The organism is Neoroseomonas oryzicola (assembly GCF_012163135.1).
Lineage (GTDB): Bacteria > Pseudomonadota > Alphaproteobacteria > Acetobacterales > Acetobacteraceae > Neoroseomonas > Neoroseomonas oryzicola.
In genome coordinates, this window is the sequence record NZ_JAAVUP010000004.1 from 312,366 (window position 1) to 338,691 (window position 26,326).

At 63.7% G+C, this 26,326-nt stretch carries 22 protein-coding genes; 8 read left to right on the top strand and 14 right to left on the bottom strand.

The annotated features are described in order from the left end of the window. Positions 1-261 precede the first annotated feature (261 nt). The 3 genes from GWK15_RS26710 (at position 262) to GWK15_RS16385 (ending at position 3,503) form a co-directional block, all read left to right on the top strand. Positions 262-1,032, top strand: a complete 771-nt coding sequence (locus GWK15_RS26710; RefSeq protein WP_408891898.1) for a tetratricopeptide repeat protein — start codon at positions 262-264, stop codon at positions 1,030-1,032. A gap of 297 nt (positions 1,033-1,329) precedes the next feature. Further along, the gene (locus tag GWK15_RS16380; protein WP_168042418.1) at positions 1,330-2,073 is read left to right on the top strand and encodes an SOS response-associated peptidase; all 744 of its coding nucleotides are present in this window, start codon (positions 1,330-1,332) and stop codon (positions 2,071-2,073) included. A 332-nt stretch (positions 2,074-2,405) separates the two neighbouring features. After that, positions 2,406-3,503 (top strand): hypothetical protein, encoded by a 1,098-nt coding sequence (locus GWK15_RS16385; RefSeq protein WP_168042419.1) that lies wholly within the window; start codon positions 2,406-2,408, stop codon positions 3,501-3,503. Positions 3,504-3,554: 51 nt separating this feature from the next. On the opposite strand, the gene GWK15_RS16390 is transcribed toward GWK15_RS16385, so the two are convergent. Next, entirely contained in the window at positions 3,555-3,695 is a 141-nt protein-coding gene (locus tag GWK15_RS16390; RefSeq protein WP_168042420.1) for a hypothetical protein, read from the bottom strand. Positions 3,696-3,793: 98 nt separating this feature from the next. Between GWK15_RS16390 and GWK15_RS16395 the strand changes: the two genes are divergently transcribed. The 3 genes from GWK15_RS16395 to GWK15_RS16405 all read left to right on the top strand — a co-directional run bounded on the left by GWK15_RS16395 (position 3,794) and on the right by GWK15_RS16405 (position 7,896). Next, positions 3,794-4,036, top strand: coding sequence for a hypothetical protein (locus tag GWK15_RS16395; protein WP_168042421.1), 243 nt, complete (start codon positions 3,794-3,796; stop codon positions 4,034-4,036). A gap of 3 nt (positions 4,037-4,039) precedes the next feature. Continuing rightward, positions 4,040-7,285 carry an error-prone DNA polymerase gene (locus tag GWK15_RS16400; protein ID WP_168042422.1) on the top strand — a complete coding sequence of 1,082 codons (3,246 nt, stop codon included), beginning with the start codon at positions 4,040-4,042 and terminating at the stop codon, positions 7,283-7,285. A 122-nt stretch (positions 7,286-7,407) separates the two neighbouring features. Beyond that, entirely contained in the window at positions 7,408-7,896 is a 489-nt protein-coding gene (locus GWK15_RS16405) for a papain-like cysteine protease family protein (protein WP_209442239.1), read from the top strand. A gap of 1,484 nt (positions 7,897-9,380) precedes the next feature. On the opposite strand, the gene GWK15_RS16410 is transcribed toward GWK15_RS16405, so the two are convergent. The 13 genes from GWK15_RS16410 to GWK15_RS16470 all read right to left on the bottom strand — a co-directional run bounded on the left by GWK15_RS16410 (position 9,381) and on the right by GWK15_RS16470 (position 24,512). Next, entirely contained in the window at positions 9,381-9,611 is a 231-nt protein-coding gene (locus GWK15_RS16410) for a hypothetical protein (protein ID WP_168042423.1), read from the bottom strand. Between the two features lie 61 nt (positions 9,612-9,672). Then, a complete protein-coding gene (locus GWK15_RS16415) occupies positions 9,673-13,440 on the bottom strand; it encodes an SIR2 family protein (protein WP_338147271.1) in 3,768 nt (1,255 codons plus the stop codon). 476 nt (positions 13,441-13,916) lie between these two features. Next, on the bottom strand, positions 13,917-14,810 hold the full coding sequence (locus tag GWK15_RS16420; RefSeq protein WP_168042425.1) for a hypothetical protein: 894 nt from the start codon (positions 14,808-14,810) through the stop codon (positions 13,917-13,919). 26 nt (positions 14,811-14,836) lie between these two features. Beyond that, entirely contained in the window at positions 14,837-15,496 is a 660-nt protein-coding gene (locus GWK15_RS16425) for a hypothetical protein (RefSeq protein ID WP_168042426.1), read from the bottom strand. A 357-nt stretch (positions 15,497-15,853) separates the two neighbouring features. Beyond that, positions 15,854-16,996 (bottom strand): AAA family ATPase, encoded by a 1,143-nt coding sequence (locus tag GWK15_RS16430; protein ID WP_168042427.1) that lies wholly within the window; start codon positions 16,994-16,996, stop codon positions 15,854-15,856. Continuing rightward, positions 16,993-17,922: a bifunctional DNA primase/polymerase gene (locus GWK15_RS16435; RefSeq protein WP_168042428.1), complete on the bottom strand. Its 930-nt coding sequence runs from the start codon at positions 17,920-17,922 to the stop codon at positions 16,993-16,995. The genes GWK15_RS16430 and GWK15_RS16435 overlap by 4 nt, the downstream gene beginning before the upstream one ends. A gap of 276 nt (positions 17,923-18,198) precedes the next feature. After that, positions 18,199-18,456, bottom strand: coding sequence for an excisionase family DNA-binding protein (locus tag GWK15_RS26715; protein ID WP_168042429.1), 258 nt, complete (start codon positions 18,454-18,456; stop codon positions 18,199-18,201). 237 nt (positions 18,457-18,693) lie between these two features. Continuing rightward, positions 18,694-21,783 (bottom strand): phage tail length tape measure family protein, encoded by a 3,090-nt coding sequence (locus tag GWK15_RS16445; protein ID WP_168042430.1) that lies wholly within the window; start codon positions 21,781-21,783, stop codon positions 18,694-18,696. 12 nt (positions 21,784-21,795) lie between these two features. Beyond that, entirely contained in the window at positions 21,796-22,203 is a 408-nt protein-coding gene (locus GWK15_RS16450; protein ID WP_168042431.1) for a phage pre-tape measure protein, read from the bottom strand. Then, positions 22,200-22,409: a hypothetical protein gene (locus GWK15_RS16455; RefSeq protein ID WP_168042432.1), complete on the bottom strand. Its 210-nt coding sequence runs from the start codon at positions 22,407-22,409 to the stop codon at positions 22,200-22,202. Before GWK15_RS16455 ends, GWK15_RS16450 begins: the two co-directional genes overlap by 4 nt. After that, positions 22,402-22,611 carry a hypothetical protein gene (locus GWK15_RS16460; RefSeq protein ID WP_168042433.1) on the bottom strand — a complete coding sequence of 70 codons (210 nt, stop codon included), beginning with the start codon at positions 22,609-22,611 and terminating at the stop codon, positions 22,402-22,404. Before GWK15_RS16460 ends, GWK15_RS16455 begins: the two co-directional genes overlap by 8 nt. A gap of 205 nt (positions 22,612-22,816) precedes the next feature. Beyond that, entirely contained in the window at positions 22,817-23,047 is a 231-nt protein-coding gene (locus GWK15_RS16465; RefSeq protein WP_168042434.1) for a hypothetical protein, read from the bottom strand. Positions 23,048-23,192: 145 nt separating this feature from the next. Continuing rightward, a complete protein-coding gene (locus tag GWK15_RS16470; RefSeq protein ID WP_168042435.1) occupies positions 23,193-24,512 on the bottom strand; it encodes a site-specific integrase in 1,320 nt (439 codons plus the stop codon). A gap of 273 nt (positions 24,513-24,785) precedes the next feature. On the opposite strand from GWK15_RS16470, the gene GWK15_RS26720 reads away from it, so the two are divergent. Together GWK15_RS26720 and GWK15_RS16475 are read left to right on the top strand one after the other, a co-directional pair. After that, on the top strand, positions 24,786-25,280 hold the full coding sequence (locus GWK15_RS26720; RefSeq protein WP_408891896.1) for a DUF6538 domain-containing protein: 495 nt from the start codon (positions 24,786-24,788) through the stop codon (positions 25,278-25,280). Positions 25,281-25,555: 275 nt separating this feature from the next. Then, positions 25,556-26,209 carry a hypothetical protein gene (locus GWK15_RS16475; RefSeq protein ID WP_168042436.1) on the top strand — a complete coding sequence of 218 codons (654 nt, stop codon included), beginning with the start codon at positions 25,556-25,558 and terminating at the stop codon, positions 26,207-26,209. The last annotated feature ends 117 nt before the right edge of the window (positions 26,210-26,326 follow it).

The following is a 26,326-nucleotide window of genomic DNA, read 5'->3' on the forward strand; positions in this document are numbered from 1 at the left end:
TATTGGTTCGCTTGGCGCCCAGGGGTCCTTTGCGTCCCCCGCAGATCCTGGCGTGCCAATGCCTAGCCCCGGAGGATGAGGAACCCTCGCGCGAAAGCTGGCTGCGCCGGCTGGCCGAGTATGGTGTGCGATCGATAGTGATGGTTGTGCCATCTTGGCCCCTCTGTAAGCTTGGCGGAGGCCTCAGCAACCGTAGTTTCGAGAATCGCGAGATCGAGGACAAAGCCCTTGCGTCTTACCGCGATACTTCTCGCCTTCCTGATGACGGCGTCGGCCCCAGCCGTCGCGCAGCAACAACGCGAGCAGGGCATTGCGAATTGTCAGGACCAGCAGGATCGCACCATTCAGCGGGCGATATCCAGTTGTACTCAGATAATCAATTCGGAGAACGAGCCAAACGACGTTCGCGCAGCCGCCTTCCTGTATAGGGGCCGGGCGCAACGAAGGCTGCGACAGTACGACGGCGCCCTGGCCGACGTGAACGAAGCGATTAGGCTGCGAAGGAACTGGGCCGAAGCGCATTATGAACGTGGGTTGGTGCGCCTCGATACAGGAAACCGGTATCGAGCAATCGATGACTTTAGCGACGCGATTCAGGCCAATCCCCAGTTCGGAATTGCGTGGCTCCATCGGGCCGTGTTGCGTCGTTCATGGGGCGATCTGACAGGCGCCACGGCTGACTACAACGAGGCGCTTCGACTTGATCCCACGCTCACGAGGTCTCCACTGGCGGCAGACATGAGGCGTCCCTTGCCGCAAGCCCGGCAAAGCGCCCCTGGACAGGGTGAGGTTGCCGAGGAGGGAACGCAGATCCGGAGAGGTGACCCATCGAGCCAAGCGTGTTTCGCCAGGCGGCGAAGTTGCATGGAGGCGGCCAGGGCTTGCGGTGGTGGCGCCCAGTGCATGAACGCATTTCGCAACTGCGTCGGGCCATGCACCCAGCCGTTCTCGCCTCCGCCTGCGATCTTTGTTCCAGCTACCCCAATCGCTCCGGGGGCAACCGTTGTTCCTGGCATTGTAGTGCCTCGCTAGAATGACGCTCGGATTGGGATGCTCAGACTTCAACCCGATCGAGAGCGGTTCCGCGAAGCGACATCTCGAAACGGCCGACAACCTCGTGCTCGAACACTATCGGGAAGTGTTCGGGCCTTCCGGCTTTCCATACGACTATTGCACCCGCCTATGGCGCGCACCGCTGGGCATTCGGCGCAAAGATTGCCTAGGCAGAGGTCGAGTAGGGCACCTGACGATGAGGAATTAGGCCGCCCCAAATACGGGAGCGAGTGGTACAGGCTGACTAAGGTTTCGACCACAACGGGACCGCGTGGCATGTGCAACCTCTACAGTATCGTCTCGAACCAGCAGGCCATCCGCCAGCTATCGATGGCATTCCGGGACACCACGGGGAACCTGCAGCCGATGCCTGGCGTGTTCCCGGACTATGCCGCGCCGATCGTGCGGAACACGGCCGAGGGCCGTGAGTTGGCCATGGTGCGGTGGGGCATGCCCAGCTCGAAGAAGGCGCTACTCGACGCAGCCACCAGGCGCGCCGAAAAGCTGCGGGCGAAGGGCAAGCCGGTCGACTTCGATGAGTTGCTTCGCATGGAGCCGGACGCAGGCACGACGAACATCCGCAACACTACCTCGAGCCATTGGAAGCGTTGGCTCGGCGTCGAGCACCGCTGCGTCGTGCCGTTCACTTCCTTCAGCGAGTTCAATCGTGATGCCGGCGGCGACATCTGGTTTGCCCTCAACGAGGCGCGCCCGCTCGCGTTCTTCGCTGGGGTGTGGGTTCCGCAGTGGACGAGCGTGCGGAAAATGAAGACCGGCGAGGAGACGATCGACCTCTTTGGCTTCCTCACATGCGAGCCCAACGCCGAGGTGCAGGCCATCCATCCAAAGGCGATGCCGGTTATCCTGACGAAGCCAGATGAGATCGAGGCTTGGATGAGCGCGGATTGGTCCGAGGCGAAGAGGCTTCAGCGGCCCTTGCCGGATGGATCGCTCGCCATCGTGTCGAGAGGCGTGAAGCGCGACCCGCCCGCGCACCCTGAGCAGGGTTCGTTGATCTAGCTACCTTTCCTTTGCTCTCTTCCGGGATTCCTTGGGTATGATTGGTGAGGAAATTGGATGTAACAACGCGTTTCCACGGTGAACGTTTCATCGCAACGCGCCGTTCGCGGCCACAGTTATCGACCGCTCGGCTTCATTTCAGTTCTCTGACCGTATTGACCAAAGATCGATTCTCGTCGTGATTCCAATATCATCGGATGTTTGGAGATCCCGCATTGTTTCGTGGCCTCGCTATTCACGTCGACCATACGACTTGGCCGATCCCCGGACCGCCGGCTTTCCCAGCGACCTTTCAGGCCGGACACAGCATGTATTCGCTGCATTTTCCGAGCATGCTGCTCGTAATCGGATATCTCACAACCCCAACAACCGCGACCGGTGTTTCCCTAAGCGAGTTCTGGGCATGGGTACGCTACCTAGCTGCTCTTACCTCGGATACGGACCTCCGACTAAACTCAAGCTTCGCGGATTTAGACCCCCACCAGAAGACGATTTTAAGCGATGACTTTGGTATGGGAGCGCCAATGCTCTGGTTGGCTGAGCGCCTGTCACTCGAGGATGTGTGCGATGGCCGCTACTTTATGGAACGGTTAGCGGCTGGGCTCTCTGTGACATCTGCCAATACGTCAAGGCGCGGGCCCAACAAGACCCCGGATTTCGTAGCACGCGACGCGAGCGGCCTCTGGCACGTCGTTGAGTGCAAGGGGACTCAGAGCGGTGACACATTCTCGAAGACGCAGATTGGCGACGCTGGACCGCCCGCGGTGAATGGCGTCGCACAGAAGCGCTCTATCGTGTTCCCACCCGGCTACACGGGACAGCGCCTAGTTTCTGGCCTATCGATCGCCGTCCAAGGTTCGGCGCACGGGAGCCGCCTGCGTATCGTTGACCCCGAACCCAAGGAGCCCTTTCGGATTACTGAAAGCAGCCTCAAACTTGCAACAGACGCGGCGGCTCGGGCGGTCGTCGCGCGCGCTTTGAGGCTCGCTGGATTTGAGATTGCATCGCAGGCGATGGCATCACCGCTTGGCGACCGCCCCTCGGCCAAGCGGGCGAAAACCCCGCGAGTCGAGCGGGAACGGGCACGGCGCGTGGCGGAAAGAGATGGCTTGGCGCGCGCGGAGCTTACCAACCCAGATTTGCTCCGCGGAGTATCGGACGACGGGCGATTTGTCGGGCGCAAGCTTCTATTCGACCTGCCGCGACCAATCGAAGTCGATGGACAAAAGGTTCTACGGGCGGAGATCCGGCAGGGTGTGAACAAGGAAATCCTGACTGAGCTAGCGGAAGAGCCGACAATCGAGGACCTGCTGCAGGCGTCCGATGCTGAGTGGGTCAAGAAGCGTGGGCGAACCACGGTTGTGGCTGACGGACGGCATGCGACGTTTCGCATCGGAGACTTGTTCATGTCGGAGATCAAGCTGACCTAGAGCGGGCAACGGCGACAGGCTCTTCAGACCGACGCCATGTTCGCTTAGCGGCTAACTCGCATGGATGACATCCATCGCTGCCTCTGCCTGATTGTGTGTCGCGCCTGGCGCGCGGGCGTGCGCGAAGGATTCACGGCTGATACGCCCCATCTCCGCCAAGGCGGCGGGGCGATCCATCTCGGCGTCGGGCATGAATGCCTCCTCCGATCTGCTGGCCAGCGCGATTTCGGCTGGCGAGGCATCCTTACAGTGTTCTTGATTCGTTCTCGAGCGTGCGCCATCGTCCGCCCATGTCCGACCCCCTCGCCATTCCCCCTCTTCCCGCTGCCAGCGCCGCCCTGATGCCGGCAAACCCGGCCGAAGTGGCGCAATCCCTGGCCTATGCCCTGCGGTACGACGAGCGCGGCAAGGCCCGGGCGGCCGGGTTGGAGCTCATTGCGGCGATCGCCGCGGAACGCCTGGTCGAACATCTGCAGCGCAGCGGCTTCGTGGTGCTCAAGGCGAGGACTGCACCGTCGCACTCCGCGGGATGACACATGACCGCCCCGGCTTTCGCCGAGCTGTGCGCCAGGAGCAATTTCAGCCTCCTCGACGGCGCCTCGCATCCTGCCGAGCTTGTGTCGAAGGGTGCTGACCTCGGCCTCGCCGGGATCAGCATTTGCGACACCAACACCCTCGCCGGCGTGGTGCAGGCGCATGTCGCCGCCAAGGAACTCGGCCTGCCCTTCGCGGTCGGTGCGCGGGTCCTGGTGGACGACGGCGCCGAGTATCTGGTCTGGCCGACGGACCGCGCGGCCTATGGCCGGCTGACCGCCCTCCTGTCCCGTGGCCGGATGCTGGCCCCGAAGGGCGAATGCCGGATCAGCCGCGCCGATCTGATCGGCGCCGTGCAGGGCTCGGCGGTGGCTCTGCTGGCGCCGGACGCTGCCTCCGCCGAGTTCGGCGCCCGCCTGTCTGCCGATGCCGAAGCCCTGAGGGACCGTCTGCCCCTTCCGCTCCACTGCGCCGTCCCGTGCTCTATGGACGGCGGCTTGGACCGGCGGCTCGACTGCGCCTCCGCTTCCGGTGTGCCGCTGCTCGCCACCACGGCACCGCGCTACCACGAGGCTTCCCGACGACGCCTGGCCGATGTGCTGACGGCCGTCCGATTGCGAACCACCGTCGACCGGATCGGTCGGGCCGCGGAGATCAACTCGGAACGTCGCCTGAAGTCCCCGGAGGAGATCGCAAAACTATTTTACCGTCATCCGGAGGCGCTGACGGCGTCGCTTCGCATCCTCGAGGCCACGCGCAGCTTCAGCCTCGACCAACTCCGCTACGAGTATCCCGAGGAGGTGTTGGAACCCCGCAGGACGGCGCAGGAGACGCTCGTCGCGCGCATTGCCGAGGCCGTTGCGGAGCGCTGGCCCCACGGCGTGTCGGACGACATCACGAGGCGGCTGGATCACGAACTGCAACTGATCGAGCAACTCGGTTACGCGCCCTACTTCCTGACGGTCCACGAGATCGTCCGGTTTGCGAGATCCAAGGGCATCCTCTGCCAGGGGCGCGGCAGCGCCGCCAACTCCGCCGTCTGCTACGTCCTCGGCATCACGGCCGTCGATCCGGCCAAGCATGACCTCCTCTTCGAACGCTTCGTCTCTGCCTCCCGCGGCGAACCGCCTGACATCGACGTCGACTTCGAGCATGAGCGCCGCGAGGAGGTGATCCAGCACATCTACGACCGCTATGGCCGCGACCGTGCGGCCATCGTGGCGACGGTCATCCGGTACCGGACGCGCAGCGCCATCCGCGAAGTCGGGAAGGCGATGGGCCTGTCCGAGGACGTCACGGGCAAGCTCGCGAAATCGGCCTGGGGTCCTGGGTCCGATGAGCCGCTCGAGGACATCGCATCGTCGGCGGGACTGGACACCAGCGACCCGCGCCTCGGCATGGCGCTGGAACTCGCCGAGGAGATTCAGAACTTCCCGCGCCATCTCGCGACGCATGTCGGGGGTTTCGTCATCACGCGGGGACCGCTCGTCGAGCTGGCGGTGGTGTCGAATGCGGCCATGGAAGGCCGCACCGTGCTCGAATGGGACAAGGACGACGTCGAGGCGCTCGGCATCCTCAAGGTGGATGTGCTCGGTCTCGGCATGCTGTCCTGCCTGCGCCGGGGCTTCGACCTTCTGCGCAACCACCGGCACGTTGCGCTCGATCTGGCCAGCGTGCCGAAGGACGACCCGGCCACCTACGCCATGCTCCGCCGCGCCGACAGCCTCGGCGTCTTCCAGGTCGAGAGTCGGGCGCAGATGGCGATGCTGCCGCGCCTGCGTCCGAGGGAGTTCTACGACCTGGTCGTGCAGGTCGCGATCGTGCGGCCCGGGCCGATCCAGGGCGACATGGTCCACCCCTACATCCGCCGGCGGTGGGGCCTTGAGGAGCCCGAGTATCCGGGTCCCTCGCCGGAGCATGGGCCGGCCGATGAACTGAAACAGGTTCTCGGCCGCACCCTCGGCGTGCCGCTGTTCCAGGAGCAGGCCATGCGCCTCGCGATCGTCGCAGCACAGTTCTCGCCCGAGGAGGCAGACGCGCTGCGGCGGGCCATGGCCACGTTCAAGTACACCCAGGGCGTCGGCGCGTACCGGGAGCGCCTGGTGAGCGGCATGGTGCGCCGCGGCTATTCGGAGGAGATGGCCGAGCGGGTCTTCAAGCAGATCGAGGGGTTCGGCAGCTACGGCTTCCCCGAAAGCCACGCCGCCAGCTTCGCCCACCTCGTCTATGCGTCGAGTTGGCTGAAGTGCCACCACCCGGCGGTGTTCGCCTGCGCCCTGCTCAACAGCCAGCCCATGGGCTTCTACGCGCCGGCGCAGATCGTCCGGGACGCGCGAGAGCATGACGTTGTCGTGCGCCCGGTCAGCGTCGACGCCAGCGCGTGGGACTGCTCCCTCGAGCCCGACCCGGCGAGCGCCGATCAGCATGCGCTGCGGCTTGGCCTGCGGATGGTGGCAGGTCTTCCGGAGGAGGAAGGCCGGGCGCTGGTGAAGGCGCGGGTCGCGAACAACGGCGCTCCGTTCGCCTCCGTCGAGGAGGTGGCGCGGCGGGCTGGCCTGAGCCGTCGTGCCATCGAAGCCCTTGCGGACGCGGATGCCTTTGCCGCCCTCGGCTCAGGGCGCAGGGAGGCGGCCTGGGATGCCGCGGCAATCGACCGTGGACTGACGACCGACCTGCCGCTCTTTGCGGCGGTGGCGGCGGCCGACCATCCCGAGGTGCGGTCCCTGATCCCGGAGCCTGCTCCGACGCTGCCGGCCATGCCCGAGGGCGAGGCCATCGGGCGGGACTACAGCGCGACCGGCCTGACCCTGCGTCGGCATCCCCTGGCGCTGCTGCGCCCGATCCTCGCCCGCCTGCGCTGCGACGACACGCGGACCCTGGCGCGGGCTCCCGCGGGGCGGCGCGTCCATGTTCCCGGCTTGGTGCTGATGCGGCAACAGCCGATGACCGCGAAGGGCGTGATCTTCATGACGATCGAGGACGAGCACGGACACGGCAACATCGTCGTCTACACGCACATCGCGGAGCGCGACCGCATTCCGCTGCTGACGTCGCGACTCATTGTGGTCGAGGGGCGTGTCGAGCGAGAGGACCAGCACGCGGAGGTGCCGATTATCCACCTCATCGCGTCGCGGCTGATCGACCGGTCCGACCTGTTGCGGCAGCTCATGGCGATGGGAAACGACGACACGGCGGACCTGGAAGCGGTTTCGCATATGAAAATCCCGGCGACGCGGGACTTTCGATGAGCGCTGACAGGCGCCAATGGCCTCGCGGCACCAAGAAGTTGATTGAAGAGGGACCTTCAGCGACTTAGGGTCGATATCGCAACATCCTAGCCCTTGATAAGGCTCCGTTTGCGAGGATCGCCATGCCCAATATCCTGCTTCAAGGCCGAATGAGGTGGCAGTTCTTTCATTACAACGGCTTGTTGGTCGACCTGAACTGCGGATGGTACTGTCTCAAGGCAGCGCTCGGTATCAAGCACGCAATTGCCGGTACCCCGCAGCCCCACGTTCCCCATCCTGGCCTCGGGCACATTGCATACGATCCAAGTAATTCACCCTTGGTTACAACAGTCGCGACGCCAGTGAGCACCGCAGCGTGGGTTGCCATGTTGACCAACCATGGGCCCGTCATAGCAAGCGGCAAGCTCGGGGGAGCGGATTGGGGCAAGATTGGAGGTCACCGCCTCGGGGTCGGCCATTTCATCCTTATAAACGGGGCCGACACGGCTCTCGACGTCGCGGATGGCGGGCGCCTTTATTACCTCGATCCACTTCAGGGGCGATTTCAGAGACACGATACATTCAATCATTTAGACCAACGCATGAACGCAACTGTTGATTATGTCACCTGAGCTGCGCCATCAACCGCAGCGCCACTCGCACCGGACCAGGGATAGCGCGCTCTCCTAGCGCCCATCGCCGCACGGTGCGCGCATTCTCCGCGCTTCGTTTGCCTGCCCGCCTCGGGTCCTGGCTACGGAGACCGTTCCGAGAGATTGGGTGCAGCTCCTGACTTCGAGGCTTTTAGTCGTCGAGAGGCGCGTCGAGCGGGAGGCCCAGCACGCCGAGGTGCCGATCGTCCATCTAATCGCGTCGCGACTCATCGACCGATCGGACCTGCTTGGGCAGTTGGCAGCGATGGGCGAGGACGGGGCCGAGGGGACGGAAGCGGTTTCGGAGTTGCGGACGCCGGCGACGCGGGACTTCCGATGACCGTTCAGTGACTGTGGCCCGAGGTGTTTCGTGCTATCGAAATCTCTAGAGTAGTCACAGTGAACGGAATGCTCACAAGATCTGCCGATTTCTTGAATAGTCTGAGGGCTTCAAGGCGAGTGTTGTCGAACCAATCAGCCAACTCAGCGCTGTGTACCATATAGAATTTGCGCCCATCGCGGCGGGTCTGCTCTGTAATTTCGCCGGACTCACGAGCTATAAGGTACCTCGAACGTATTGCACGAAGAATCTGCACAAATGCGTCAATTTGTGAACGAAGAAGTGGATTCTTTAAGTAAGATTTTCCCATATGCGTCTGCAGAACGACCCCATCTCTGGATCGGAGCGCCCCCGTATTAAAGGCTGTTATTGTGTCTTCCAAGGCACGGTCAAATTCTTCTGTTGATCGCTCGCGATGAAATAGGTCATTGAAGGCAGGCCGATCAAGACACATCGACATAAAGTAGACGATACTCCTATCATCGAATGATGATGGGTACTGCGAACCTAATTCCGACTGCGCACTAGATTCCGCGAGATCCTTCCATCCATTTAGAAACGCAATATCATATGCACTTACATCTCGATCTATCCGGGCTGCACAGACTTGGCAAAGCCAGATCGCGTTGCTGGAACTCACCCTTTCCGCCCGACTCATTAATTGCTGGTATCGGGGGCCTCCGGGTGCTGCTGCCGCAATGTGCGCGGCCACTCCAATGCTAACCGACCCACTGGGTTGCTTCTTCGGTCCAGCCGTTGGGCAGCGGCAGCCAGGATTCGAGCACCGCATCCCAGCTCGCAACGCAACTTCAAGCTTAACTCTTTGAGAAAAATCGTCCCTGTTCTTCGCCATCTGGACCATCAGTTGCTACGCGCCGCCTCGCGGATGGGAGCGCTTAGAACAGATAGTAGCTCGATCTGCCGACACCGCAACGACGATACTGGTCCCAGCGGTGAATGTTAATGCGGGCCGGCCGCAGCCATCAGGCGCAACGCCACTCGCACCGGACCAGGAATAGCGCGCTCTCCTAGCGCCCATCGCCGCACCGTACGTGCGTCGACCTCAAGCGCTGCGGCTGCCTCGACCTGCGTCATGCCGAGATCCGCGATCGCCTTGCGGAACTCATCCGCGGACAACGATGCCGTCCTCGTGCAGCGTCATGCCGTGCTCGGCGAACACAGGGCGCAGCGTCTCGTAGGTGTCTTCGATGCCGAAGGTGTTCGAGATGGTTCCGTCCGCCCGGAACAGAGCCAGGCGTTCCGGCCGGTCGACGCGCCGCGAGACGTAGCCCACGGCGTCGGCCGGCAAGTCGGGACGGGTCATCGGAGCGGGGTTGTAGGTGCGCTTGGCCATAGGAGCCACTATAGGGCCAATGGCCCTATTCATCAAGACGAAAAATCATCCAACCCTATCGCTATCGACGAGAGAGAGCGGATAACCGCGAGTAGCGCGGATCGAGCCTCACCGCACTGTTCTGGGCCGCAATGTGATCGAGGACGGTGTCTAGGCCCAACGGGACGCGAGCATCTGGGCTCGTCCCAATAGTCAGATCGAGGAGATCCACCGCCGCCATCGCCTCATCTGCGCCAAGTATGACGTTAGGCTCGACCGCCCGCGTGGTAAGGTTGAAAATTCCCCAGTCACTCATCGACCAGGCTTCGAACGGGACAAGAGCATGCCGCACCAGGAGGACCACTTTCGCAAATCTGCGGCCACACACCGCGGGGAGTGATGCGAAAGCTTCTGAAACCGCGGGAGTAACGACGGCCTTTTCTCGCGGCCAAACGAGACGAACAAACGGCTCTACCGCGCGATCAAAGACTTCCTCCGGACTAAACGCCGTGCCCCCTGACCGGAGCCCAGTGACATCCTTGACGAAGCTCTCAGCCGCGCCTGCTGCATAGGCGCGCAAGTCGTCCGGAACCGTTCGCAGCATCTGCTCGACTTCAGGCAGCAGACTTTCAACGACCCGGTCCTTCCAGAAGTCCCCGAGAACTGCGATGCACACGCGCGCGACCAATGATCGGCGCGCCTCCATTTCCAATCCACCCAGGGCTGCGCGGCGCGTCATGGCTAGGGCGAGGCGCGCCATGACGTTCTGCGCGATAGGAGAGTGGGCAAGTGCGTGCCAGAGAGAATCGCTTTCAGCCCCCGATTCCAATCGGGAGATCAGCGTGAGTTCTGTCCAATCCTCGTCAGCGCTCATTAGGTAAGGCAGATCGGCGACGCACCTGTAGCGAGCGATCGTTCCAGGCCTTCCCTGTGTCTCCGCTACGAGATCCAGGATGGCCCGAAGGCCCGGATCGACTTCGAACGGCCTTGTGCGCGTTCCGTCCTGCTGCGTCGCTATGGTCGGGCACGCGAGCAGAAAGGCGCCAGTCAGCCGGCCGATCGGCGCGTTGAGCGAGTCATGCGCAATTCGCTTCGCCTCCGCCCCAGCCTCGTCCTCATAGTCGGTTGCATCAGAGGAATGTCCACTTCCCGCAACAGCATGAGGCCAAACGCGCCGGATTGCAGTGGTGAGCCCTGCATCTCCTCGGAGACGGCGTGCCCAATTCTCTAGCCACGTGCAGAGCCCCGAAGCAGCCTCGCGCAATGTCTCATCTGGCAAACGAGATATTGCATCGAGCAGCGCTCTAGCATCCGAATAGTGGTCGGTCTGGTCGTCGCTGTCCGCCGGGTCACGCTGCGCGGGCAGGTGACGCCGGCCGACTGCCTCCCACGCATGGCCCAAATAACGCACTCTAGATGCTTCGGAGATCAGCGCCCGCACCAGACGGGTGGCGTTGTCCCGCACGTCAAGCCAGTCCCACACGGCTCGTTCGGGACCTTCCCATCGTCCTGTTCCGTGACGAAGCCGCTCATCCACGGCGCCAGGAAGTTCCTCATCGTCTACGGCGTCTAGGGTACTGTCGCGGTTTGGCGGCACCCAGCCTGAGGAAAAGCTCGTTCGAAAGCCGGCGTCGACAGATGTCGACATGAACTCTGGAAACGCCAGATGCTCCCGCTGCAGCCATGCGGCTGCCTTTGGTGGCAAAGATGCGCCCGTAGCTTCAATACGGCTAAGCTCGCGAATGGCCGCGCCGATCTTCAAGCGGCGGCGCTCTGATGTCGAAAGTCCTCGGCGGCGTAAACGCGCGCGAGGGGGGCCAAGAATCAACACTCCGCAGATCGAAGTCTGATCGGCGCGGGACAACTCGCCAAATCGCAGGGCTCGCAACGCTGCGATCTCGGGAAACCGGCTCAGATCCCACGTCTGGTCGGGCGTGCGACTTCGGAGGAATCTGCCGACGTGATCTGGATCAACGAGTCGCGGCTCAACAGCAGCCGCGGCAAACATGCGCATGCGTACAGGATCGTCTCGCGTCTCCCATCGACTCAGAACAGGGACCGCGGCCGCAGGATCCAAATCTACAAGCCGCTCAACAACGCGCATGAGAAGATGCACCGCGGGCGCTATACCCTTGTGATAGCGGTCCGCCGAGTCGCTATCCTCATTACTTGATCGGAGCTGCACCCTATCCAAGCCGCCTAGCCAAATGAAGCCGCGGTCCACAGTCCAACCAACTTCTTGGCCCAGGTGGAGCGCGCGGGACACTTCGGCATCCAGCGCGTCGCACAAGCTGAGGAGGAACGGAATCTCTGTGACATCTCGCAAGCTGAGGGAGCGATCTAAGAGCGCCTCTCCGCTCGTCACCCACCTGGACAGCAAATCGTCAACTGACTTGGGATTCCCGGGAAGCCTTTTCCCGCGCCATAGCTCGTCATCACGCCACCCAATCCGCAATCGCGGCGCAACCCAACGCGCAATATCAGCAACTAGTTCCGCAGACCTAACACCTTGCTTCACACGTTGTCCGAGGTGGTAGTCCTCGTGCTCTCGATGCGTGTTGCCTGCTCGTGCGGCCAGCGCGTCGGAGATTAGGCGCCAAGCTTCGAGCCACGGCTGCGGAACTGTCTTGTCCAGGTTCCACCGAAGTGCCTCAAAGATTGCAGTGCGCTCGGTTCGTCTCTCGACCGGCAATTGGGCGACCCATTGCAGCATGCTGGCGTCGGTGAACCGCCCGACAAGTGATGCATGACAAAGTTGGGTCACGTGGGCCTCTCGGTCAGCCCGAGCGCCGCCCTCCCGAACAATCTCGATCATGCCATCCAACCACGCAGGATCTGCAAGCATTTCGCGCGATATCGCTGCAATGCGAATTTGCGCTGCGTCAGAACTGCGGCGGAAAAGGTGCCCAAAGAGGGACGCACTTGCTTCCGACGCGGCAGATCTCGGGAACTGCAGGATGCGGCGGATCCTCCGGTAGGGATCGGTCTGCTTTCCGAAAGGCGATATGGCGGCCCACGATTCAAGAACATTCGCCAGGGCGGCGTGGCCTTTGGCGACATCATACGGCAAGGGTGTGATGCCACGCTCTTTCCAGGTGGCCAAAACCACGGGATCGAAGGGGGGCTTCAATCCAACGAATGCAAAGCGTTCCTTGAGATCACCAAAGCGCTGGCCGTCTGCCGCTACTGCATTCAGCAGATATCGCATTGGCGGGTCGGCCAGACTGTAGCCTACGAGAACGATATGAAAGATCCGCGCTGCATCGTAGATGAGATCAGGGATCGCGCGCCGCCTCATGTAGTGCTCGCCAAAATCGCGATCTGTGAGGACCAGGTCGGTATCGCGTATCCCCTGCAAATCTAAGGCGCCGTGAAGGTGCAGCACGCCTCCGAAATCCGGCCGGAGGGAGGGGCGTGGAATATCTTGAAGTGCGTATCGCTGGAGAGGTACGCGGAGTGCGCGAGCTGCACGTTCGAGCAGTAGGTCGAAATTGGTTGTTGCTATTGTGTGGGTAGCGCCGCGGTTCGAGAGTTTCACCAGAGAAGCGTGGATAGGTGCGTGTCGCCTCGCCTCCCTAAGAATGCTGCACACGGCTTGCCTAACCCGGCTTGCTTTCTCTTGGTCACGATCAACTCGGCGTTCCAGCATGCCCAGGGCGACATCGTACTCCTGATCGATAATTCGTCTGAGCATTGCAGTCTGCGCATCACTGAGCGGAGGAAGGGACGAGTTCGAGGCGGCCTCAGGGTTTGCCAGTGCCTCTAGGTGCAAGCCGATCGCGGAATCCAAGTCGCGAAACACTCGACGGACAAGACGATCAAAATTCGGCAGGCTCGACGGGGCGTGCATCGAAACCCCGGCGCCCGCGACGAAGAGAACTCGACCTTCGGCGTGGGCGAGTAGGAGCCTCTCTGGTAGATCGGGAAGCCCTGTACCGAGTGTGACAGTGTTGTCCCCCGATGGGGATCTCGCGAGACTCGGGAGGGGAAGCTGCTTCACGACGACAAGTTAGAAGAGATGACCCATTTTGGAAGTATAGTTGCCTGACGTTCGGAAAGCGCGGTCCGCGGTGAAGGGGTAACGGGTCCCTCCGAGCCCCCCGGCCACCCGCGGGAGGGCGCTGAGCCCGGGTCGGCACAATTTCTGGTCCCACCCGGGCACCATTGGTGGGGGATTTCCGGGGCAGGAGAACCCCATTCGCCCTGCACCATTGATGAGAATTCCGGTCGAAATGGCCGGAGCAGATCGAGAACTAGTTTTCTGTCTGACACCGCGCCGTCTCCCCCGGCTCGGTAATCCGGACCAGGGGGCGGCGGTCGCATGCGTCAGAAGGTAGTGCGGTGTCCGCCGCGGGGGCGCTCAGGCAGCGGCGTGGTTGCCATCACGGATGCCACCGCGAGACCCTCAGGCCGCGGCCCACGCCAATGCTCGTCGACGCCGCCGGCCTTCCTGATGCTGGAAACTAGCTTTTCCTCCGCCTGCCGGGTTGAGCCGATTGGTTCGAACCTGGCACCGTCACGCGCCAACGTGCGGAGGTCTCGGTCGTCGGGCGGATATGCTCCGGTGAGCGCCCGGGTTGCCCGCAGCGTCACATCAAGGGCGCCGAGCAGCGGTGAAATCTGCACACCGCCGACGATGAGGATCTGCTGGTGGATGACAGCAGCCCGCTTCTTACCGAGATGCCAGATGGCCTCAGATACCGCCATGTTTGCTTCCGCGAGGTTCGCCTCGGCATCTGCAATCAGCGCATCACCGTGCGCCGCGGCGTCCAAGTCCCGTCCGAGATTCAGTTCCGCCTCGGATAGAGTTGCGGCTGCGGCCGTCGCAGCAGCGTCAGCCGCGCGACCGGCGTCGGTCGGCTTTCCGCCATGCTTAACAAGCGCCTCGGCATGGAGCAGTGCTGCGTTGTTGGCGGCCTCCGTAGCAGCTTCACGCAGCGCATTCAGGCGGTCGCGGGTTTCCCTGAACTCGGCCACGCGGTCCTTCACCCGCTCGAGGGCCGCTTTCATGGCGGAGCGGTGGATGCCTGCCTCCCTCAGATTACGAACCTCCTCCGCCCACAGATGGCGCAGCGGTGCGAGTGCTGCCGCGTGCATCCGCTCAACGGGGTCCGTATCTCCGCCGCGCGCGAACTCCTGCACCAGGGCGAGAAGGGCCGGAGGAAAATCCGGATCAGTGACGTCGCCGGATGGCGGTTTAGCCGAGCTGTGTTCAGACATTGTGAGATGTCTCCTTCGGTTGGGAATCAGAGGTCGTCGTCGACGGGAACGGGGGTCGGCGCCGATCGGCGGAGCAGGGCAGGCCGATCGATCTCGCTGCGCTCGCCGCGATAGTGAGGATCGAGCGCATACCCGAGCTTCTTCGCCAGATAGGCCAGACTGCGGCTTGCTTCGATCGCGTCCTCAGAAGGGAGGCGAGGCCACGCATCGGCGACGCAGCGCATGGCGCTGCCGAGCGACTCCATGGCTGCCAGGCTCGGCGAGGCGACGCCCAGGAAGTTCGGGGGGAGTACATCGGACTCGGCCTGCAGCAACGCAGTCGTCACCTGCTCGAACATCCCTGCTGAGTCCTGCGACGGTGGCTCATTGCGTGCGGGGTCCGGCGCAAGGGCAAACTGAGTCAGCACGAAGCCGATCGCCTGCTTCGCTTCATCGCGCTCGGATCTCTCGAGGTAACGCCACTCTTCGGCCGCCCGATGTAGGGCATGCCCGACTGCGGCGGTTGCGCCTATGTCACGAACGGGCTCTCCGTGAGCGCCAAATGGAAGCGTCGCCCGCGAGGCACGCTCGATATCCGCGGCGAGATCGAGAAAGTGACGGCGCCTCATCGCTTCTCGGCGAGCGCGTGCTAGCCGCTCGAACTCATCGCGGTCCGCGAAGATGCTGCGAAGTGGGCTGCTCATCATGGTGATCCCTTTTCGGCGCAATGGCGGTGTGACGTGCGCGGCATGGTCCGTTGTCTCCTTCTCAGAGTGAGGTGCGAGGGCTTGGTTTGACGTTGGGTCGAGTGGGACGGAGAACGCGGCTGCATGTCACGGCGCATCTCTGCCAAGCCCGAGAACTTCCGGACGCCGCCTCTCCGGGCGCCCGGAAGTTCTCCGGGGGTATGGGGGAGACTCCTCCGGGCGAATTCCGCCGACCTCCGCGCGAGATTCCAGGCACTTAGACGCAAACCTCCGCGACTTCCGGCGAAGTTCCGTGTCAATGATTTCAATGACTTAGAGGAGGACTTCCGGAACCTCCATGCCCGCCCCTCGGGTCGATCAGAAGGCATCGTCGGGTCTCCGAACGACGCGGAGCCCGCGCTTCTTCGTCGACGGGTCGACGAGGTCTGAGGTCAGCACGCCGTCCCGAAGCCACTTGGCGACGAGTTCCACGGTGGCTCTTTCCGGGATACGGAATTGATCGTGCACCCAGGCCGGGAAGTACCGACCATCCCTTCGAGTCTGCGGGGAGTGAGACCATGCCGATCCCCGGCGCCATGCGCGCTCGATCTCATCGAACAGAGTATCCAGTGTCTCGGCACTGAGCCCGGCCGCGGCAACATTGTCGTCGCGGATTAGCGCTCCATCGCGCCAGACGAGACGGATGTCGGCATTCCGGCCCGCATAGTTCGCCTTTTTGCGGGACAGGATGCGTGCATTGGGATCTGCAGCACTACCGCCCTCATGAACAAGGTAGAGGCGTGACCTAACGGTGTTATTCCACGCGGTGCTTCCACCCGTACCTTCCCCCGACGCGATGCCCGATTGCGAAGGGTGCGCGAGAAGCACAACGCTGCAGTTGAATGCTCGGGCGATGCGGCCCAGGCCGGCCTGTATGAACCATCGAACTTTGGGCCGCTCATTCTCGTTATCGGGATAGAGATCGGCGGCGGTGTCGAGCACGAGCACGTCTGGCCGCCAGCTGTCGCAGGTTGCCATCACCAGTCCGTGGAATTCGGTCAGCGTTCCTGTGCCGTTTCTGTCGAACCGCACCATCGCGTTGTCCTCGCCAAAGCGAGACACGAGACGCAGGCTGCCCAGATCGAGCATGTCGCAACCGTACGCTCGATTGATCGCCTCCTGCCGCCTGTGAAGTTCGTCGGTGTCGTCCTCGCAGAAGATGCCAAGCACTCGCCCCTTGGTGACAGGCACCTCGCACCACGGCTTCCCGAGCGCGACAGAAGTGAGGAGTTGCTGAGCGAGAAGGGTCTTGCCGACCCCGCCGTCGCCATAGACGGCTGTCACGACCCCACGGGGAAACCAGTCTGGGACTATCCATTGCCGCGACGGGGCGGGCGACGTCCAAGTTCGTGGATCAATGGCACCGAGCAGCCCCGGCTCAGCCGAGGGCTCGTCGAGATCCGGGCAGCCGAATTGCTTTGCGAGATGGAAGAGCGTACCTACGCCACTGCGCGCCGTCACTGCTTGACCTCATCACGACGAAGGGTCGAGAGGAGATGGCGACAATCACTTTCACCCTTGTATGCAGCCGGAACTCGCGCTCCGTCGTGGCGCATGTCGCCCCGAGACCAGCGAATGAAGAGATCCTCGATCTCCTCGCCTGAGGTTGCGGCCCAGGCCTTCAGCGCGCCACCTACTCGCAGCCAGATATCCCGAGCGTCGGGCGGGATGTAGGCCAAGGCCGCTTCAATACGACGCCTTGAGGGCAGGGGCAGATCGCGCCGTGTGTCGATCCACCGTGTCCAGTCGTCCTCGTCGCCTTCGACGGTCAGGCCCGATGACCCGCGGCGCTTCACGGCCCATCCGAGAGCCTTGCATCGGTTCTCAAACCACGTCTTCAGGGCCTGGACCTGAGCCACGGTGATCGGCGGAAGATCCGCCGCCTTGACTTCGAGCGGATCGGCGCCGGGCCACTCGTACGGTTTCTTCGTGTCGGGGTGGATGGCGTAGGCGACGAACTGCTCGCCTTCACCGAGGCCCTCGATCTGCGCCTTGCGGCCTTGCGCGTCGACGAACTCGGCCGAGGCGATCTTCTTGATCGGCGCTTCGGTGCGGAACAGCAGGAGGACTTTCGGAGCCAGGCCGATGCGCTGCGGCGGGTTACCGGGCAGGTTCCACATGCACCAGTCGAGCGCCTCTCCGACCAGCTCGGGGTCGAGGATGTCGATGTCGATGGCGAAGAGGTTGCGTCCTAGGTTGATGCCGACACCGGCGCCCGCCAGGCGCTTGTCGTTGAGCCACCGTCTGACCCTGGCGAGATCCGGCTTCACCGCGGACCAAGAGTCGCCGTTCTTGTGCGACATCCACCCCGGCGGGCGCTTCGTGCCGGCGACAATCGGGATGACGGCGTAGCCATTGCGGACAAGGGTCTCGCCGAAGCGAGACATGTACGACTGACCTGCTGACGATGACGGTGTCCCCGGCCTGCTTGTGGACAGATCGAGGAACGCTGAGGCCGCTCCGGTATCGGCGGTGTGCCGGACACGCGCCCTTACAGCGTGCTCGACGCTGCGGGGGTCCGGCGCCGCCCCTGGCGCGGACGACAACGGAAAATCATTGAAATGGGAGTCGGTGTCGGATATTTTCACGCCATCGTCTCTCTGCTTGAGCGATAGTTCTGTGGCAGTTGGAAGCCCTCGCCGAACCCGAGCCGGCGGGGGTTTCTACTTTCCTACGCTCAGGAGTCGATCGATGTATGCGTCGACGGACGCCATATCGATCAGCGATCGGCGGCCCACTTTCACCAGCCGGATCTCGCCCTTTCTGATCAGATCGTAGGTGGTCGTTCGCCCCCAGCCTCCCCGCGCGCTGGCGTTCGGGATCGGCGCAAGCCTGGCTCCCTGCGGCGGTGGCTCATGGCGTCGAGGAGGGCGCGCGCGCTTCACACCGGAACCGCGGGAACTGTCTTGATCGGCAGGCATCGTGAACCCTTTCCGAATCGGATCGGTGGAAGCGAGCCCTGCATTTCACGATGTCACGGGTTCACGGGTTTCTGGCTCGCTACGGCCTTCATCTCACGACTACGAACAAGAGGTCAAGAAAAAATCGCATTCGCCCAATACGTGGGGCCTTTCCGACAAGTAAGACTCAACAAAATGTTGACTCGGCAGCATGGGCTCCGGCGCGGAATTCGCACCGCCAACGATCGCGTCGAGCCGTCACCCGCGGACGAGCTGCCGCACCGTGGCGGCGTTGGTCTTCAGGACGTTCATGACGAGCCGCTCACCAGGGGCGCCGACCATCGCGTCCGCGATCTGGTCTGGCGAAATGGCCAGCACGTTCCGCAGTTGCACGATCGGCGCACCGCCGCCCTGAACACCGCCTCCGTTGAGGATGTTCCTGGGGTCGCTCTTGGACAGCACCTCTTCGCCGCGCTGCAGGATCGCCGGAACCTCATCAGGGCGCAGTCCGGCGATGCCGCCTGAGTGCAGCCGCGGGGCGTTGGCGAACCAAGAGACGGAGGCTTGTCGCATCACCGACGCGCCGCCTTCGCCGATGACGCCGCCGGCGTGCTTCTGGATCACCGGGACGCCGCCGCCACCGACGCTCCCTGAAACTGCCTTCAGGATGGTCTGAGCGACGGTGAGGGCCTGCGTCTGTATGATCGCCTGGCCGATGGCCCGCAGGAAGTCTGCCGCGAACTGCAGCGACGCCCGGCCTGCCTCCCGGAATGCATCGCTGAACTTCGCCACCCCTGCGAAGGCGTTGCCGATGGACTCGGCGATCGAGTTGAAGGCCGTCGATGACGACTGGACGAAGCCCTGCTCAATCGAGGTCCGCAGTTGCGCCATCTGTGGGTTCACGTACTCGATCTGCTGCCGCCACAGCTCGACCGAGGCGGCGTTCTGCGACGCCTGGGCTTGTGTGATGGCGCCGTTCTCCTGCGCCGCCAGTGACGCCGCTGCGTAGGCATCCACCGCTTGCCGCACGGTGTCGTTCGTCTGCCGCCAGAAATCCTGGATGCGGGCCTGCGCGTCGCCCTGGGTGATGACACCCTGTTGCACGAGGGCATTCTGCGTCTGCGCGAACTGCTGACGTTCCTGCAGGAGGCGCTGCACTTCCTGCTGCTGCGTCGAGAGCACTTGCCCGGCACCTTGCCGCGAGCCGAGCGCCCCGGCCTGCCGCTCGGCCTGTGCGACCAGGGAGTCGATGGCAGCGCGTCGGACGGCATCGCCGCCCTGCTGTGTGTCGCGGAACCGCCGCGCCTCTTCGGCGAGGCGCTGCAGGGCCGGACGGGCTGCGTCGGCGGCCTCCTGGATCTTCTGGATCGCCTCGGCCGGCGTCAGTGCTCCCGCCGCCACGTCCTCCTGCGCGCTGCGGATGGTCTCGTCGCGCGTGCGGATGGTGGCGGTGATGTCGTTCTGGATCGCCTGGAAATCGCGGCGGACTGCCGCAGCAGCAGCCGCACCGCCGCGCGTCAATTCCTCCTGGATCTTCTGCCTGATCGCGATCTCCGCCAGATCGGCGATCTCGGCGAGATCGACATCCGACGCCTCGGGGTTCTGCTCGCGGAATCGCCGGGTCGCCAGCTCACGCGCAGCGGCAATGCGCCGCGCCCTGGGTAGGGTCCGCTCGTCCCGTTCGAACTCGAGAACCTGCTCCTGGCGTGCCCGTTCTGCCGACTGCTGGCCGGGCGTCATTCCACCAACGGCGGCCCGGCCAGTGGGGGTGCCCGGCGTCCGCGCTGCTTCGCCCTGCGGAATGAGGCCAAGCGACCGGGCGATCCGCGCAGCGACATCGAGTGCCGCGATCGCTGGCGCGAGCGCCGTCGTGATGCCTCGGCCAAGCGCATGGAATGCGAGCCGTGCAGCCTGTGCGCTCTCCCCGATGCGCGCGAGCGCCGTCGCCACGAGTTGCAGCGGCGCCGAGTTCCCGATGTCGTCCAGGAAGTCGCGCCACGCATTCCGCAGCTCGCGCGTTGCCCGCTGGAACGGCGTGAGGGCCTGCTGCTCCGCATCGCGGAACCTTTGGCCGAGAATGCCGAGGATCTGCTGTTGCCGCTCGAACGTGTCGGAGGTCTGGTTCGCCTGGGCAATGGCATCCCGCTCCGCTTGCGTGAAGCGGACGCCCGCCTCCTGCAGCGCCATGAAGCCCGCCTGTCCGTCGCGCAGCGCGCGGGACACCAGCCGCGTCGCATCGGCGACGTCGATGCCAAGTACGGTCGCGAGGCGTGCCGACGCCGTTGCCGCCGCTTCGATGTTGGCCGGCGCCAGTCCGTCGCGGAGGAAGGAAAGGGCGGCCTTGCGCGCATCCTCGAAGGACGGGCCAAGACGCTCGACCTGGCGCGCGATCTCGGTGAGCTGCTGCGCGGAGACACCGAAGGCCGCTCCACCGGACCCGCCGCCGGCTAGGAGACTGAGGTTGCCGGCAAAGCCTCGGTTCGACGAGGCCGTCTCGTACAGGCGGCCGATCGCCGCGGTGAGGGTGACGAAGCCCGCGGCGAGACCGCCGATCATGGGAGACCAGCGCGCCAGGGATGCCCATGCGCCCGGACCGAACACCTGGACCATCTGCCCGCCCTGCTGAGCGAGCGCCTGCGTTGCGCTGGTGCCGGATGCGATCTGCGTGAAAAGGTCGTTCAACTGGAAGCTGAGATTCTGCACCTGGTAGGGTTCGAGGCCGAGGACGCCCCGTTGCCCGGCATTCGCCTGTCCCGCCTCGCGTGTCGCCCTTGCGGCCTCCCTGGCATTGCGGGCATAGCCGAGCATCGCGGTCGTTAGGACGGTGGCCGCCTGGCCCGCCTGCGTCGCCGACTGGACGATGGTGCGCTGTGCATCCGCGAGGTTCCGGGTGTCGATCCCGGCCGACTGCAGCGCGGTGCGCGACGCGGTGAGGGCTTCCGCATTTCGTCGCTGCGCAGCCTGTGCGGACTGGTAGGCACGCTCGAGGCGCTTGAACTCCGCCTCCTGCTTCCGCGTGATATCCGCGGAGCCGGCGAGGGAGTACGAGAACTCGCGAAGCGCGCGGCCGGCATCCCGCACGTTGTCCTCGAGGCGTGCAGCATCCGCGGACAGTCGGTTGAACCGATCCAGGGAACCCTGCTGTTGCGAAAGGGCACGACCGGCCTGCTGCACCTCCTTCAGAGATGCGGCCAATTCCCCGAACGATGTCTCGCCACGCTTGGCCGCCGCCACCTGGTCGCCGAGGTTCTCGGTGACCTGCTGAATGGCGCCGGCAACGTCGCGTAGTGGCTTCGAGCTAAGATCCTTGGCGCGGATGAGAAGTTCGACGTCGCGGCGCTCGACCATAATCCGGTGTCCTCAGTGCAACGAGGGAAGGTGCGGCCCGATCAGCGGGCCGAGGATCTCGGCGAAGGGACGACGGTCGCCTGATTGGCCGAAGGTGAGGCGGTCGATCGCGCCGAGGAGGTGAAGCACGACACCGAATGGCAGACGCCGCGCTGCCTCGACCTGGTCCGGCTCATCGGACGCGAGGGCGATGACATGGGCGATGGCGCGTGGCGCAATCTCGAGCAGCGCCAGAACCGACGCGACGGGCTCAGCTCGGATCGATCGCAGCGGCACTGCGATGTCAGCCGCGTACTCCCCGACCAGTGTCGCGATATCCTCCGCCGAAAGAGCGCGGACGGAGAGGGCGACACCCCGCGACAGGACGACGTCCTCACACTCGGCGGCAATGGAGGCCAGGGCGGCGAGGCGGCCGGTCATGCCCGGCACCCCTCGGCCTTCAGGTGCCGAAGATCGGCAAGGCACTCATCGACCTCGGGCCATTCCAGTTCGACCTGCCCGCGGCGATTGACGAGGGCGTAGCCGGTGGGGCGGGTGTCGGTGGTGTGCAGCGTCATGCCGAGGCGCTGAGCGATCTGCCGTGCCTGGCGCTCGGCGTCGCCGCGGCTGAGGAGGTGATCAGGCATGGGCAGCCTCCTGCGGCAGCAGGCCGCACGCCTCGAGGTTGGCGAGGATGGAGGCCGCGCGGCCACTCCCGGACTGCGGTGCTCTGCTCGCCGGTGCCGGGGGCTTGTCCTCGTCGGTGATCGCGATGCCGATCGCTCGGGCGGCGGTCAGGAGGCGCGCCGCGCCCTCCCCGGAAGAATCGGTGCTGGTGGCTGCGGACATGCCACAAATCTCCTCGCTTGCGCGAGGCGAGGCTGTGTCAGAATTCAATCTGGAGTCAAAGAGAAATCAAAATAACAATGGCATTTGGCCAACAGAAGAGGTTGAGAAATTACGATTTAATTGTTCGTGTATGTTCGTTATTGGTTTCAATTGTTCGTAGAAGTTCGGGCGGCGGAGGGTTGTTATTCCCCTCCGCTGCCAGCGATCAGGCGGCGATTCGCGCCGCTCGGTCCTGCCAACCCTCGAGCAGAAGTTTCTCCGACCCGGGCGGGATCTTCTCACCCGCCTCGATGGCGCAACGAAGAAGGCCGAAAAGCAAATCGCGCCCCCTTTCCAAGAGGCGGTCGCCCTCCTCGGACGGTTCGCAGTCCAGCGCCGTGTTGATGGCATCAAGAATTTCACAATAGGCGGCGAGATCGGTATGGTAATGCGGCATATAACACTCCTTCGATTGGCGGCAGAGCATCGATTCCATAGAGTAAAATAGATCGTCAATGGACTTTTTTATTGAGTTATCCAACTAAATGTTGAGGTTATCCGCATTTTGTACTGCTTGAGTCGGGAACGACAGAGGGGTCGCGCTACTGGCTGGTCAAATCAAAGGCGGCCCGCCGCAGCAAGTCTTCCGACGCATCGACGATATACGCCGCGTAGTGGCTCTCGATCATCTTGGCGCTTGTGTCATGGGCCTTCGCCACGAGCTGGACCGGGAGTCCTGCCCTGAGACCTCGCACGATGGAACTGTGCCGCAAGCAATAGGCCACAAGGTCGCCGGCCAAGCCCGCGGTCCTTACTGCTTTTGCCCAGGGGCGTGTTATCTCGGAAGAGTCGGACCATGCGACACGGTCTTTGCGCTCCCAACGAATGACTGGGCCGGGGACCTGTTTGTGGCGCCACCGCATTAGCAATGGCTCGTGCGCGGCCCGGCCTGCGGCAATCTGGCGCAGGCGGACTAACGTATCCGGCGGTAGCGGGGCTGGGGACGGCGCAGCCTTCCGAGTCCCTCGGCCCTTGGCGCTGGGCGGTATCAGGATGCGGCCGGCGTCGGGCTGAAGGTCTCCGACCGTTAGTCGTGCCGCCTGGCTGAAGCGTGCTCCGGTTACGGCGAGGACATAGATCAAAGCACCGAAATCAGGGTCATGAGCGTCCGCCGCGGCGACAAGCTTTCGCACGTCAGCGTCCGCGACCACCTGCATCGGCCGCGCGCGTTGAGCGGCAGCCGGCGGGCGGGTGCCCTCAAATATTGCAGCATGGACGCCAGTTGGTGCCTTCGCCCTTCGGGCTGCGGCCGTTAGCGCTGCGCGAAGATCGTTGAGGAGCCGAGCGAGGGTTGAGGGCGCCAAGGGTACATCCGACCGCTTCTCTCGCCCTCCGCGCTTCACGCCGCGTTGCCAGCGGGCAAAATCATCTTCGGTTAGCCCGAGGAGCGATACGTCGGCCAGAGGTGACGTCAGCACATGTCGAGCAAGGCGCCATTCCGCGTCCTTGCCGGCAGCGGCAGCGCGGCGTTTCCGGCTGGCGACGTAAGATCCTATCGCCTCCTTCACGGTGAGGTCGGCGCCGCTTGCCTTGGCTCGATCTTCTGCCGATTGCTGGACAGACCAATCCCGCGCGGCTGCTGAAGCCTGATGGAAGGTCATCGAGATCGCGCCATCAGCGACGGAATCCGGGTGATCGTCTGCCGTGCCGAGGGCCTTCTCGAGATATCGCGTCCGATCGCCTTGCTTTGTGATTGCGCGACGCGCGACCCACGTACCGTTGCGGCCTTTGCCCGATGGAGACCGATAGCCGAGGTGCGTTTGAGGGGCGATCAGCATCCAGTGCGGATTGCGCTGCGCCGGCAATCGCGCCCGCTGAGTTCGGTTCTCGAGCCTGCCAGCGGCCGTCGTCTTTCGCGCCATGTCGCGTAGATCCGTACCTGATTCTTCACCTGATATCCCATGGCGGACACCGGCGGATCAATGCAGACATTTAGTTCATTATATCAAATGCATAATCCGTTCGTGTTCGTCCGCCGTTGTGCGATCTTGGCCACTTAGGCGCCCTCTCACGGCGGCAACAGGGGTTCGAATCCCCTATGGGACGCCATCCAGCCCTCAAGGGCTTGATCGGCCAGGAAATCTAGGACAATCCAGGGCTTACGCGCCGTCCGGTGATACAAGCGGATGGTCCAAATGGTCCTGAGCATTGCCCGCCCAACAAGGCACCCGAAATCCGGCGTCTACCGAGCGCGCAAGGTCGTCCCTGAGGACCTTCGGGCGGTCATCGGTAAGCGGGAACTCATCGCCTCCCTACGGACGAAGGACCCTGCCGAGGCGAAGGCCCGCCACGCGGCCGCTATGGCTACTCTGGAAGCCCGCCTCACCGCAGCACGTGCCGAGGTCGCGGGGACCTTCACGCGCCTGACTGCGCGCCAGATCGCGGAGATTGCTGGCGAGGTCTACCGCGCTCCGGCATTGGGTGTGAACCCATCCGACTCCGCCGGGCCTTTTTCTGTCGATTTATTTTTCGCACGCTGCCGACCAACGATGACTCGTCCTGTCACGCCAGGATGCACGCGAGGACCGGAAGCGCGGTGTGCTGAGGCTTCCAGCGCGGCGCGGATCACCGGAGGCGGCGAGGCCCCCACCCCCGGGGCAATCGGCAATGTCGTTCCAGAAGTCGGCTAAAGGTTGTTGTTGTTAGACCACCCCCGGGGGTCTTCCTTCGGGCGCGCCGCAGATTCCGGTCTGCTCTGGGTCTCCCCGCAAGTCCCCGCCCCCCGGGGGGAGGGGGTGCTCGGCGCCGGATCGCCGAGGCCAGGGCCGTCTTCGGGTCCCTCTGTGGGTCCTTGCCGGAACGGCGGTCGGCGCTTGAGGGGCGCGCTCGGCCTAGTCATGCTGCGACCATGCCGGTTCCCGCGTCCCTAGCCCCATCCGTAGGCTCAGCCTCGGGCGCGGAGCCCGTGCCGCTCTACCTAGGACGCAAGAGGGTAGTCCTCGCGGTCTTTCTGCTCGCGCTAAGCGCCGCCCTCTCGGGCTTCACGGCGGGTCTGCTGCTGATTGGACTTTTCGGCAACGCGCATTCGTTGTCGGTCGGCGCCGCAGCGGCGGTTTTCGTGGCCGGTGCGGGGTGTATTGCATGGTTCGTCTTGTCTCTGGCCTACGTCGTATCACTGGTTGCGTATGCACTGGCGGCGCGATGGCACGGGGCGACGTCAAGCGGGCTGTTCTTTGTCGATGAACAGCATGGCACCATCGCCGACTTTCTGGGACGAAGCTGGTCGGCACGTGTGCACCGACCGGCCCAACTCAGGTGGGGAGAGCGCATAAGTGGTAGCCGCGCTTTCCTCTTCTTCGATTACGCAAAAAGTGCGGAGTTCAACGAGCGCAGGCATGCCCGAGACGTTCGTGTGTTCCTCTGGGCCGAAAGGGTGCTTGCTCGCGTCATCCGAGCCACGCGCTTCGGCACCGCGGATGCATTTTTCGTCCCGGCACTGCTCGTTAGAAATGCCGGCGTCATCAATCGCATCCACACATGGGCTCAGTGGGGAACGAAACAGGTCTCGTTGGGCAGCGGGCCTCGAATGGCGCGGTCTGGCGGTGATCCGCAAGTGTGATACAAACGGCCTCCCAGAAGGTGTCAAAACCTCAGGAAATCCCTGGGTCTCCGCCCATCCCCTATGGGACGACATCCTTTCGCAAGGATCGGCAGCAACCCGGCCCCAGGCATTTGT